The following is a 12,435-nucleotide window of genomic DNA, read 5'->3' as shown; positions in this document are numbered from 1 at the left end:
TCGTCGTGCCCGATGTTCCATCGTAGTCGCGGGCGGGTGGTGCGCCTCGTCGCCGTTTCCGCACCGCGCGGCGTTCTCGTCGGTGCGGCCGGTCGTGCTTAGCTGGACCGGCCGGGCCGCGGCGACGAGTGCGCGTGACCCGGTTCGTCGGCAGGGAGGCAGAAGATGGCACTGGGCACCGTGAAGTGGTTCAACTCGGAGAAGGGCTACGGCTTCATCGCGCCGGACGACGGCAACCGCGACGTCTTCGTCGATTACACCGAGATCGCCGGCGAGGGCTTCCGGACGCTCGCCGAGGATCAGCGCGTCGAATACGAACTCGGGCAGAGCGATCGTGGGCTGCAGGCGATGGGTGTCCACCCCGCCTGACCCGCGCGCCGGCTGAGAGAAGTCCAGACCCTGCCCGCCGGCCGAGCCGTACCATGCTGATTGAGGTCGCCCACCCCCGCCGTTGTCCCGACTGCGCCGCCCGTTCCGCCGCTGGCCAATACGCTTCTGAATCGCTGCTGGTCGACAGTGATCGACTACCGCCGAACCGAATAGCTACGCCACAGTACGATCAGACGTTGCGCCTGTCGGCCCGAATCGGCGTCCTGCCCGCCGTAGAGTCGTGAGGGTGAGCCAGTTGTCGTTGTTCTCCGCCGAGACGGAGGACCCTGCGATCGTCGACCTCGCCGGACTCCTTGCGGCACAAGGGCAGTCGACGCATATGGCCTTCGGCGCGCGGGTGTCGGTGGTGGTCGCCGCGCGGTGGCGGGCCCAGGCCATCTGCGACGACATCCGTGCCACGGGCCTCGAAGCGGAGATCACCGAATCCGAGGAGGGTTCGCCGATGGCGCGCACGGAGGCCAACCCCCGGCTCACCGCACTGCACCGGCGCTGGTCGGCGGGCGCGGTGAAGACCGTCCCGGAAGCGTGGGCGCCGTCGCCGCGGGCATTACGCCTCTGGGTTCTCGCGTCGGGCCACCCGGAGGGTGCGCACTACGTCCTCGGCCTCGACCCGCATGCTCCCGACACTCACGGTCCGCTGGCGACGGCCCTCATGCGGGTGGGTATCGCGCCGACCCTGGTCGGCTCGGGCGGCCAGCATCCGGCGCTCCGGGTGACGGGCCGCAAGCGCCGGACCCGGCTGCTGGAGACCGTCGGCGGTCCGCCCCCGGTGGCCGAGGCCTACGCCTCCTGGCCCACCCCCTAGTCGCCGCGTGACCGCCGGGGACCGTGCAGGCTTCTCCGGGGAGGAGCGCCCCGCGGTGCGAACCAACGGGTCGCGGGCCGGTACGGAATCACCCTCGAGTCAGTGAACCCGGGTGTGTTCCCGCGTCGATCGATCGTTGCGCGGGTGCCTGATCCCGGCCGTTGTACGCGGTCCTCGGTGGCCTCAGCGGGCCGACTCGGCGAAGCGGCGATGTGCAGAAGACGCTATATATAAGGTACAACGGCAACGAGCAGCGATTCATCAGAGCGAAGGGCACCCGTGGCCGCCACCGACACCGATTCTCCCGCCGTCCGGCGACTCGTCATCGTCGAGTCCCCGACCAAGGCCCGCAAGATCGCCGGCTACCTCGGCGGGAACTACATCGTGGAATCCTCGCGCGGACACATCCGTGACCTGCCGCGCGGTGCGGCCGATGTGCCGGCCAAGTACAAGGGGCAGCCGTGGGCGCGCCTCGGGGTCAACGTCGACGACCGCTTCGAGCCGCTCTACGTGGTGTCCGCGGACAAGAAGTCGACGGTCACCGAGCTGAAGTCCCTGCTCAAGCAGGTGGACGAGCTCTACCTCGCCACGGACGGTGACCGCGAGGGGGAGGCCATCGCCTGGCACCTCCTGGAGACACTGAAGCCGAAGATCCCGGTGAAGCGGATGGTCTTCCACGAGATCACCGAGCCCGCGATCCGTGCCGCCGCGGAGAACCCGCGCGACCTCGACATCGACCTGGTCGACGCCCAGGAAACCCGCCGCATCCTCGACCGCCTCTACGGCTACGAGGTCTCGCCGGTGCTGTGGAAGAAGGTCATGCCGAAGCTGTCGGCGGGCCGTGTGCAGTCGGTGGCGACGCGCATCATCGTCGACCGCGAGCGCGAGCGGATGGCCTTCGTCTCCGCCGACTACTGGGACATCGCCGCCACCATGGACGCCGGAGCCGAGGCGTCGCCGCGCACCTTCGGCTCGCGACTGCTGTCGGTGAACGACGCCCGCGTCGCCACCGGTCGCGATTTCGGCCCGGACGGCAAGCTCCGCAAGAACGACGTCGTAGTGCTCGATGAATCGGGTGCGAACGCGCTGGTCGCCGGCCTGCAGAACGCGCAGCTCACCGTCACCTCGGTGGAGGAGAAGCCGTACACGCGCCGTCCGTACGCGCCGTTCATGACGTCGACGCTGCAGCAGGAGGCCGGCCGCAAGCTGCGCTTCTCGTCGGACCGCACCATGCGCACCGCGCAGCGGCTGTATGAGAACGGCTACATCACCTACATGCGTACCGACTCGACCACGCTGAGCGAGTCGGCCATCAACGCCGCGCGCAATCAGGCGCGGGAGCTGTACGGACCGGAGTTCGTGCACGCGACGCCGCGGCAGTACAACCGCAAGGTCAAGAACGCGCAGGAAGCACACGAGGCGATCCGCCCCGCCGGAGACACCTTCAAGACGCCCGGGCAGCTCGCCTCGGCGCTGAACACCGACGAGTTCCGGCTGTACGAGCTGATCTGGCAGCGGACCGTCGCCTCCCAGATGGCCGACGCCAAGGGCACCACCATGACTCTCCGGATCGGCGGCACCGCCGCGACTGGTGAGCGGGTGGTCTTCGCGTCGTCCGGCCGCACCATCACCTTCCCGGGCTTCCTGTCCGCGTACGTCGAGGGCGTCGAGGAGCAGACCGACACCAAGGCCGATGACGCCGAGAACCGTCTCCCGAATCTGCGCGAGGGGCAGGCGCTCACCGCGTCGTCGCTCACCGCCGACGGGCACACCACCAACCCGCCCGCCCGCTACACCGAGGCCTCGCTGGTCAAGGTGTTGGAGGATCTCGGGATCGGGCGGCCGTCGACGTACGCGTCGATCATCGGCACCATCCAGGACCGCGGCTACGTGGTGAAGAAGGGCAACGCTCTGGTGCCGTCGTGGGTGGCGTTCGCCGTGGTCGGCCTGTTGGAGAGCTATTTCAACAGCCTCGTCGACTACGACTTCACCGCGGCCCTCGAGGACGACCTCGACCAGATCGCGAACGGCTCCGCCGACCGCACCCGCTGGCTCAGCGAGTTCTACTTCGGCGCCGAGGACCAGGGCGCGGCCGACGACGACGGTTCCGCGCACGAGATCGCCAACCTCGGCGGGCTGAAGAAGCTGGTCGGCGTGAACCTGGAGGGCATCGACGCCCGCGAGGTGAACTCGATCAAGCTGCTCGACGACGAGCAGGGGCGGCCGATCTTCGTCCGCGTCGGCCGCTACGGCCCCTACCTGGAGCGCAATGTCGCCGGTCCGGACGCGGAGCCGGACCTGCAGCGTGCGAATCTGCCCGCCGACATGACGCCCGACGAGCTCACCCTGGAGGTGGCCGAGAAGCTCTTCTCGACCCCGCAGGAGGGGCGCGTGCTCGGTGTCGACCCGGTCACCGGCCACGAGATCGTCGCCAAGGAGGGCCGTTTCGGCCCGTACGTGACCGAGATCCTGCCGTCCGACGACGATGGGGACGGCGGCGAGGTCGCTCCGGCGACCATCCCGCAGGGCCCGACCCCGCGCGGCGGCGGATCGCTGCTGCCCGGCGCTGCCGGCGAGGAGGTGGTGGCCCTCGACGAGGTCGCCACGGCCGGTTCGGTCGTGACCAAGGCGCCGGCCAAGAAGGCGGCGAAGAAGGTCGCTAAGAAGGCGGCTCCGAAGCCACGGACCGGGTCGTTGCTGCGCACCATGGACATTTCGACGGTGACCCTCGAGGACGCGCTGAAGCTGCTGTCGCTTCCGCGCGTGGTCGGCGTCGACCCGGCCAGCGGCGAGGAGATCACTGCGCAGAACGGCCGATACGGGCCGTACCTGAAGAAGGGGAGCGACTCACGGTCGCTGGCCACCGAGGAACAGCTCTTCACGGTGACCCTCGAGGAGGCGCTCAAGCTGTACGCCGAGCCGAAGCGGCGCGGTCGTGCCGCGGCCGCTCCGCCGCTGCGCGAACTGGGTGAGGACTCGGCCAGCGGACAGCCGATGGTGATCAAGGACGGCCGCTTCGGCCCGTACGTCACCGACGGCGAGACCAACGCCAGCCTCCGGAAGGGTGACGAGGTCGCCACCATCACCCCGGAGCGGGCGATGGAACTGCTAGCGGAGCGTCGTGCGCGGGGCCCGGCCAAGAAGGCCGCGAAGAAGACCACCAAGAAGGCGGCAGCCAAGAAGGCCCCGGCGAAGAAGACGGCGGCGAAGAAGACGGCGGCGAAGAAGACGGCGGCGAAGAAGACGGCGGCGAAGAAGACCGCGGCCAAGACGAGCGCGGCCAAGAAGTCGACGGCGGCGAAGAAGACCACGACGGCCACGAAGACGACCGCTGCGAAGACCACGACGGCGGCCAAGAAGACGGCCGCGAAGAAGACCACGGCGGCCAAGAAGGCGCCGGCGACGAAACCAGCGGACTGAGCCGATCGTACTGACACGTATGGCGCACGCCGACCTCTATATGGCGTCCGTCTGCCCTATACGGGTCAGTACGATCCGTCCTGGTCCTGGTCCTGGTCCTGGTCCTGGTCCTGGTCCTGGTCCTGGTCCTGGTCCTGATCTTGGTGGGGGTCCTGGTCGGGGTCGGCCTCGGTCGTGTGTGCGGCGGCCGGCTTCCGCAGGTGATCGCCTCGCCGCACGACCGCGAGGATGGCGGCCTCACTGGTGGCCCACGTGTGTACGACTTGCCGGTACGCGAGCCGCATCGTGAGGTGGCCGAGGCGGTGCGCTTCCACGTCGCGTTCCCGGTCGCGATGAAATTGCTCCGAGGAAGCGTGGTACCCCTCGCCGTCCACCTCGATGATCAGGCACTTGCCGGCGAGGAGGTCGACCCGGCCGATACCGGGGATCTCCACTTGGGTCGCGACAGCGATGCCGTGCCGCTTCAGCCGAAGTCTCGCCATCGTCTCGGTGCCGGCTTCGGCGGTGTCGCAGCGATCCAGCAGCGCCTGTGTCCGCTTCGGCGTGCGGCGCAGGAGGTACTCGATCTCGTCGCGGCTCATCAGGCCCAGGTTCAGAATGGAGTCCATCACCACCACGATCGACTCCGCGTCGAGACACCGGACGGCGTGTGCCAGCGCGGTCGGCACGTCATCGACGGAGCCGTGCTCAGGGAGCGGGCGGCCGTGACGTGTGCACAGGTCTTTGACTCCGGCACGATGGACGCTTTGACGTGCTCGCTTGTGCACCTTGTGAAATCCCTCCGGGATCCACACACCGTGGAGCCGCAGCGCCGAGACGCAGCTGCAGACGCCTCCGGTGGTCACCGCCTCGACCACCACCGGGTCCGCGGTCTCCGCGGCGTACCAGCCGTGACGCAGGAATCTGAGTCGTCCGGATGCCACCGCCGCATTGAGTTCGGGGAAGGTCATGCCGGCGCCGCGTAGGGCCGACCAGCGCACGACTCCGTGGTGGGCGGCCAGGATGGACTCGATCTCCATGCGTTCGAGTCTGTGCAGGTCAGGGCGTACTGGGGAGAGGGTGCTAGGCAGGACTGTGGATAGCGGCGGTTGTCCACAGGTGGCCGGTGTCGGCTCTTGTGCTCGATCGTACTGACCCGTATAAGGGGTGCCGATCTCTATCCGGAGGTCGCTTGCACGATACGGGTCAGTACGATCAGTCCTCGTCGGCCGCCACCTCGGCGATCACGTCGGGGGCGGTCTCGACCAGATTCGGCCGCGCGAGCAGGGTCTCGATACCGCGTCCGCGGAGTTCGATGCCCTCGCCGATCTGCCAGTGCTCGGCCTCGGCATCGCTGGCGAGGAAGACCGCGCGAGCCGAGCCGAGCACGCGGGTCGGCTCGTCCTTGGCCAGTTCGGTCAGCCGGGCCGCCTCGTTCACCGGGTCGCCGATCACCGTGTACTCCAGGCGCTGCTGGGCGCCGATGTGGCCGGCGACGGCCTTGCCCGCGGAGACGCCGATGCCCATGTCCACATCGCCCAGCCTGCGGGCCAGCTCGACCCGTAGCTCACGGCCCGCTGCCAGCGCCGCACCGGCGAAGTCGGCCTGATCCAGCGGGGCGCCGAAGACCGCCAGCGCGGCGTCGCCCTGGAACTTGTTGACGAAGCCGCCGTGCCGGCCGACCACCTCGACCACGATCTGGAAGAACTCGTTGAGCAGCTCCACCACCTCGCGCGGCGGGCGGTTCACCGCGAGCCGCGTGGACCCGACGATGTCGACGAAGAGCACCCCGACGTAGCGTTCCTCGCCGCCGAGTTCGGTACCGCTCTCGATGGCCCGACGGGCCACGTCCTCGCCCACGTAGCGGCCGAACAGATTGCGGAGCTCCTGCCGTTCGCGCAGGTCGTCGACCATCTCGTTGAAGCCGGCCTGCAAGAGGCCGAGGTCGTTGCCGTCGTAGATCTTCACGGCGACGTTCAGGTTGCCGGCCCGCACCTGCCGCAGCGCGGTGCGTATCTGTTTGATCGGGTCGGTGATGGACCGGACCAGCCGGCTGATCGCGAGCAGGCCGAACACGATGGAGGCGACGGCCATCCACAGGATCGGCCGCTCGAGGTCCTGGGCGGAGGCGTCGATGGTGCCTACGCGCTGCAACACGATCAGCACGACGATGACGGACATCGGTACCGCGACGCTGACGGTCCAGAACGCCGCGATGCGCACCGCGACACCGGGCGCTTTCGCGGTCTCCGGATCATTGGCCATCGCCGCGACGGTGATGGGCCGCAGCACCTTCTCGGACTGCATGAAGCTCAGCACCGCGGTGACCAGCGCGCCGATCAGGCTGGCGAGGCCCACCAGGATCGCGTTCTTCCCGGAGCTGCGGAGATTCAGCATGGCCAGGAGGACGCCGCCGAACATCCACAAGCCCAGGTTCACCGCGGTCAGCAGGCTGGGCAGGCGCAGAGCGCGCCGCCGGGCCGCTTCGTCGTCGAGCCTGGACCGGCGCCGATGCCAGATGAGCACCGGCATCGACAACTGGATGGAGGCCCAGGCGCCGACGGTGATCGCCACGACCAGATACACCAGGAAGTAGAGCTGATTCTGCGCGTTGATCTCGCCCAGCGAGATGGAGTCGGCGTCGGGCATGCCGAAGCGGAGGAACGCGAAAGTGAAGAGTGCGCCGATCAGGTTGGCGCGCAGCATGTCCAGGGCGAGGATCGGCCACGGCGTGTGCGAGAGCCAGCGCAGGGTATGTCCTGCACTCGCCAGGCGCGACCGATGCTTCACCACAAGACAACGGTACCGGGGTGCTTGCAGTAGTTAAACGCATCACCGTGAGTCCGGCTGTCTGAACAGGGCCTTACTCTGGTCCCTGTGACCAATGTCTTCGACGGGCTGATCGGCCAGGAAGCGCTGGCCGCGGAGCTGGCGACCGCGGCCCGGGCGGCCCGCGGTGTGGCGGCCGAGCTGGACCACACCGACGCCGGCGCGGTCTCGATGTTCGGTGACGCCGAGCTGCCCGCCCCGAACTCGTCGGTGATGACGCACGCGTGGCTGTTCACCGGGCCGCCGGGGAGCGGTCGATCGGTCGCGGCGACGAGCTTCGCCGCGGCGTTGCAGTGTACCGACTCCGAGCGTGTCGGCTGCGGCGAATGCCGGGCGTGTACGACGGTCATGGGCGGCACGCACGGCGACGTCCGGCACATCGTGCCGGAGGGCCTGAGCATCGCGGTGAGCCAGATCCGGGAGATCGTGAAGCTGGCCGCACGCCGTCCGACGACGGGCCGCTGGCAGATCGTGATCGTGGAGGACGCGGACCGGCTCACCGAACACGGCGCGAACGCGCTGCTCAAAGCGGTCGAGGAGCCGCCGGAGCGCACGCTGTTCCTGCTCTGCGCACCGTCGGTGTCGCCCGAGGACATCTCGGTGACCATCCGTTCCCGGTGCCGGCACGTGGCGCTGACGGCGCCGCCGGTCGGCGCGATCGCCGAGGTGCTGATCCGCCGGGACGGCATCGACCCGGAGCGGGCGGCCTGGGCCGCCGGTGTCGCGGGCGGGCACATCGGCCGTGCACGACGACTCGCCACCGACGAGCTGGCCCGCAGCCAGCGCGAACAGGCGCTCGCCCTGGCCCGCGCCGCGGTCCGCGAGGGCGAGATGTACGCGGCGGGCGAGCTGCTGGTGTCCTCGGCGAAGACCGTCGCCGACGAGATCGCCGCCGAACTGAACGAGCCGGAGACGGCCGAGCTGATGACCGCGCTCGGCGCGGGCGGCACCGGCAAGGGCACCGCCCGGCCGCCCCGCGGGACGGCCGGCGCGATCAAGGAACTGGAGAAGCGGCAGAAGGTCCGGCACACGCGGATCATGCGTGACACCCTCGACCGCGCGCTGGTCGACCTGGCGGCGCTCTTCCGCGACGCGCTCGCGCTGTCGATGGGCGCCTCGGTGGCGATGATGCATCCGGACCGGGCGGGTGACCTGTCCGGGCCGATCGCGTCGTTCGCGGCCCCGGAGAATCTGCTGCGCGCGCTGGAGGCGGTGCTGGACTGCCGCGATGCGCTGGAGAAGAACGTCAAACCGCGGTTCGCGGTCGACGCCATGATGGTGCAGCTCAGCCGGGAACTCTCCCGGCGCTCACGTCCGGCCTGAGCGACCGGGCTCGCGGCGCCCCGGCGCGGGGCGCCGGGTGTCAGTCGGTGGTCTCGCCGGAGTCGTCGCCCTCGGACTCCTGGTGTTCGGCCAGCAGATCGTCGCCGCCCGCACCTTCGAGCACGGTCAGTTCGTTGTCGATCGCCGCCGAGACGGCATGCGCCGCTTCGGTGATCTTGTTGGTGAAGTCAGACATACCGCAGACTCTATCGCTAGGTCCGGCGACGACGGTGCGGCGCTGGTGAGAAGGTCGATCGCGCCGTGCGCCCGCGTATGGCGCGCCGCCGGCGCCGACGACTACGCCGCATGCGGAACGTCCGGCCGGTGAGCGTGCGCGGCACGACCTGTTCCCCTCGCCGCGGGGTGTCTCGGCATTCACGTGTCCGGTGACGCCCACTCTGTTAAGTTTGAACCCGAAGCCAAGTTCAATTTCCGAGGCTCGCGGGTGACGCAAAAGGGGGTGCCGGTGGAGATAGCAGGACGCGTTGCCATCGTCACGGGCGGCGGCGGCGGGATCGGGGCCGCGATCGCCGGTGCCCTCGTGGATCGAGGTGCGAAGGTCGTCGTGACCGATATCGCGGCCACCGCGGCACGGGGCGTCGCCGACATGCTGAATCGGAGGGTGGCCGGCTCCGCAGCCGCGCTGGCCGGGGATGCGTCGAGCGTGGAACACATCGAGACGGCGATCGAACTGGCGGAGCAGCGCTTCGGTCCGGTGGCCCTCTACTTCGCCAACGCGGGCATCGCGGGCGGCCCGGGGCTGGAGGCGAGCGACGACCAATGGGACGCCGCGCTGGACATCAACCTGCTGGCCCATGTCCGGGCCGCCCGGCGGCTGGTGCCCGAGTGGGTGTCGCGGGGCGAGGGCTACTTCATCGCCACCGCTTCCGCCGCCGGGCTGCTCACCCAACTCGGTTCGGCCACGTACTCGGTGACCAAACACGCTGCGGTGGGCTTTGCCGAGTGGCTCGCCGTGACGTATGGCGACTGCGGCGTGCGGGTCAGTTGCCTGTGTCCGATGGGTGTCGATACGAAGCTTCTTCGTCCCGATCACATCGATGACGAGTCCGCGCTGCTCATGCAGCGGGCGGTCGAGTCCGCCGGTGACGTGCTGACACCCGAGCGGGTCGCCGACGACGTGATGTCCGGGCTGGAGAGCGAGACCTTCCTTATTCTGCCGCACCCGGAAGTGCTCGGGATGTACCGGCACAAGGGGAGCGACTACGACCGTTGGCTGCGCGGCATGCGTCGCGTGCAGCAGGGGTTGACCAGCCCCGATGACGACTGATCAATGACGCGTGACCGACACTGTGGTGAGGAGACGACGATGACCACGACCCTGTTCGAGCCTTCCGAGCGTGCCCAGGAGTACCGGGTTCGGCTGCTGGACTTCATGCAGACCCGGATCTACCCCAACGAGGCGGTGTACGAGGAACAGATGCGCGCCAGTGCCGACCCGCACGCCAGCCCGCAGATACTGCTCGACCTCAAGGCCGAAGCAAAGGCGGCAGGCCTGTGGAATCTCTTTCACCCTCACCCGGACTGGGGACCGGGACTGAGCAATCTGGAGTACGCGCACCTGGCCGAGATCATGGGCCGAGTGGTGTGGGCGCCGGAGGTCTTCAATTGCAATGCTCCCGACACCGGGAACATCGAAGTACTCACTCTGTTCGGTACCGATGAGCACAAGGAGCGCTACCTGCAGCCGCTGCTCGACGGCGAGATCGCTTCCGCCTTCGCGATGACCGAACCCGCCGCGGCCAGTTCCGATGCGACCAATATCGAGTTGCGCATGGAGCGCGACGGCGACGAATACGTGCTCAACGGCCGCAAGTGGTTCGCCTCCAATGCGGTTCGCCCGGACTGCACAGTCCTCATCGTGATGGGCAAGACCGATCCGAGCGCGCCGACCCATCGCCAGCAGTCGATGATGGTGGTACCCGCCGATGCGCCCGGCCTCACCATCGTGCGCAATCTCCCGGTCTTCGGCTACGTCGACCGCGAGAGTCACGGGGAACTGGTCTTCGAGAACGTTCGGGTGCCGGCCGGCGACGTACTCAAGGGCGAGGGGGAGGGCTTTGCGATCGCTCAGGCGCGGCTGGGGCCTGGGCGCATCCACCACTGCATGCGCACCATCGGAATGGCCGAGCGGGCGCTCGAGTTGATGTGTGCGCGCGCCGCCGGGCGAGTCACCTTCGGTGCGCTCTTGGCCGATCGCGCCAACATCCAGGACTGGATCGCTGAAGCGCGGATCGAGATCGAGATGGTGCGCCTGCTGACGCTCAAGGCCGCTTACATGATGGACACCGTCGGCAACAAGGCCGCCGCGACGGAGATCGCCGCGATCAAGGTCGCCGCCCCGAACGTGGCCTTGAAGATCATCGACCGGGCCATCCAGGTGCACGGCGGCGCGGGTGTCACCGATGACTTCCCGCTCGCGATGGCCTATGCCCACATCCGGACGCTGCGCCTCGCCGATGGCCCCGATGAGGTGCACAAGCGTGCGATCGCCCGTCGCGAACTCCGCCCCTACCGCGACGCGGCCAGCATTCCGGAGACCGTCGCGGGCGTGTCCGACGACGCGCTGAGCGCCCGGTACTGACCGGCCGCCGAATGAGTGATCACGACCGGGAACCGCGGGCGACAACTGAGATTCCCGGCGTCGACCCCAACGCGCTACGCGGCTGGCTCGCCGGCTTGGGCATCGAGCCGGCCGGCGCCCTGACCGCGCGGCGCGTGGGGACGGGTCAGTCCAATCTCACCTATCTGCTGGCGGACGCCGCCGGCGGGCGATGGGTGATCCGACGGCCGCCGCTCGGTGACCTGCTGGCGTCGGCACACGACGTCGCCCGCGAGGCCCGTATCCTCACCGCTCTCGCCGGCACGGACGTTCCGGTCCCTCGCGTCTGGGGGGTATGCACCGATCCAGCGGTCAGTGCCGTGCCGCTGGTGGTGATGGACTACGTCGACGCGGAGGTGCTCGACAATCTACCGGCCGCCGAGGCGATGACCGCCCGGGCCCGGGAGGCCGTCGGAACATCGATGCTCGACACGCTGGCCGATATCCACGGCCTCGATCTCGACCGGATCGGTCTGGCCGATCTGGCGAGCCACCGTTCGTATGCCCAGCGTCAGCTGCGCCGGTGGAGCGCGCAGTGGGAGAAGTCCAAGACGCGCGAGATCGTCGCCCTGGACGACCTCACGCGCAGGCTGTCCGCGGACATTCCGGAGCAGAAGGAAGTCCGTCTGGTGCACGGTGACTTCCACATCCGCAATGTGATGGTCGATCCGGCGGCTGGTCGCGTACGGGCCGTGCTGGATTGGGAGCTGTCCACGCTCGGCGATCCGCTCGCCGACATCGGCAGCACGCTCGCCTATTGGCCGGCCCCCGGCGAGGCCCCGCTGTCGGCGGCGCCGGTGGAGCTGCTCGAGGGATTTCCCGATCGTGACCAGCTGGCCGCCGGATACCTGGCGCGGACCGGACGGGACGCTCGTGCGCTCCGCTATTGGCATGCGCTCGGACTCTGGAAGATTGCGATCATCGCCGAGGGCGTCGTGCGACGGGCGAAGGACAACCCGAAGAATCGTGCCCGCGCGGGCGTGCCCACCACCGAGGTGGTCGACGCCCTGGTGGGCAAGGCGACCGAGGTGGCCGATCTCGCCGGTGTGTGAGCGATGACCCGGCGTGG

At 69.0% G+C, this 12,435-nt stretch carries 10 protein-coding genes; 7 read left to right on the top strand and 3 right to left on the bottom strand.

From position 1 onward, the window contains the following. Positions 1–165 precede the first annotated feature (165 nt). The 3 genes from MYK68_RS19505 (at position 166) to topA (ending at position 4,615) form a co-directional block, all read left to right on the top strand. On the top strand, positions 166–369 hold the full coding sequence (locus tag MYK68_RS19505; RefSeq protein WP_247865385.1) for a cold-shock protein: 204 nt from the start codon (positions 166–168) through the stop codon (positions 367–369). Positions 370–616: 247 nt separating this feature from the next. Beyond that, positions 617–1,195: a hypothetical protein gene (locus MYK68_RS19500; RefSeq protein ID WP_247865384.1), complete on the top strand. Its 579-nt coding sequence runs from the start codon at positions 617–619 to the stop codon at positions 1,193–1,195. Positions 1,196–1,474: 279 nt separating this feature from the next. Beyond that, positions 1,475–4,615 carry a type I DNA topoisomerase gene (gene topA, locus MYK68_RS19495; protein WP_247865383.1) on the top strand — a complete coding sequence of 1,047 codons (3,141 nt, stop codon included), beginning with the start codon at positions 1,475–1,477 and terminating at the stop codon, positions 4,613–4,615. A gap of 65 nt (positions 4,616–4,680) precedes the next feature. Here topA and MYK68_RS19490 read toward each other — a convergent pair whose 3' ends face one another. Both MYK68_RS19490 and MYK68_RS19485 read right to left on the bottom strand, forming a co-directional pair. Further along, a complete protein-coding gene (locus MYK68_RS19490; protein ID WP_247865382.1) occupies positions 4,681–5,634 on the bottom strand; it encodes a type IV toxin-antitoxin system AbiEi family antitoxin domain-containing protein in 954 nt (317 codons plus the stop codon). A 175-nt stretch (positions 5,635–5,809) separates the two neighbouring features. After that, the gene (locus tag MYK68_RS19485) at positions 5,810–7,387 is read right to left on the bottom strand and encodes an adenylate/guanylate cyclase domain-containing protein (protein WP_247865381.1); all 1,578 of its coding nucleotides are present in this window, start codon (positions 7,385–7,387) and stop codon (positions 5,810–5,812) included. 84 nt (positions 7,388–7,471) lie between these two features. On the opposite strand from MYK68_RS19485, the gene MYK68_RS19480 reads away from it, so the two are divergent. After that, positions 7,472–8,746, top strand: coding sequence for a DNA polymerase III subunit delta' (locus tag MYK68_RS19480; RefSeq protein ID WP_247865380.1), 1,275 nt, complete (start codon positions 7,472–7,474; stop codon positions 8,744–8,746). A 40-nt stretch (positions 8,747–8,786) separates the two neighbouring features. Here MYK68_RS19480 and MYK68_RS19475 read toward each other — a convergent pair whose 3' ends face one another. Beyond that, positions 8,787–8,942: a hypothetical protein gene (locus MYK68_RS19475; protein WP_247865379.1), complete on the bottom strand. Its 156-nt coding sequence runs from the start codon at positions 8,940–8,942 to the stop codon at positions 8,787–8,789. 270 nt (positions 8,943–9,212) lie between these two features. On the opposite strand from MYK68_RS19475, the gene MYK68_RS19470 reads away from it, so the two are divergent. From MYK68_RS19470 to MYK68_RS19460, 3 genes are read left to right on the top strand one after another with little or no spacing between them, the layout of a single operon-like run. Next, complete coding sequence (locus tag MYK68_RS19470) at positions 9,213–10,034, top strand: SDR family oxidoreductase (protein ID WP_247868113.1); 822 nt, start codon at positions 9,213–9,215, stop codon at positions 10,032–10,034. A 39-nt stretch (positions 10,035–10,073) separates the two neighbouring features. Continuing rightward, complete coding sequence (locus tag MYK68_RS19465; RefSeq protein WP_247865378.1) at positions 10,074–11,348, top strand: acyl-CoA dehydrogenase family protein; 1,275 nt, start codon at positions 10,074–10,076, stop codon at positions 11,346–11,348. A gap of 11 nt (positions 11,349–11,359) precedes the next feature. Beyond that, positions 11,360–12,418 (top strand): phosphotransferase family protein, encoded by a 1,059-nt coding sequence (locus MYK68_RS19460; RefSeq protein ID WP_247865377.1) that lies wholly within the window; start codon positions 11,360–11,362, stop codon positions 12,416–12,418. Positions 12,419–12,435 lie beyond the last annotated feature (17 nt).

Origin of the sequence: Gordonia sp. PP30 (assembly GCF_023100845.1) — a bacterium.
In the GTDB taxonomy this organism is placed as follows: domain Bacteria; phylum Actinomycetota; class Actinomycetes; order Mycobacteriales; family Mycobacteriaceae; genus Gordonia.
The sequence above is the reverse complement of the archived record's forward strand: the minus strand, read 5'-3'. Positions and strand labels throughout refer to the sequence as shown.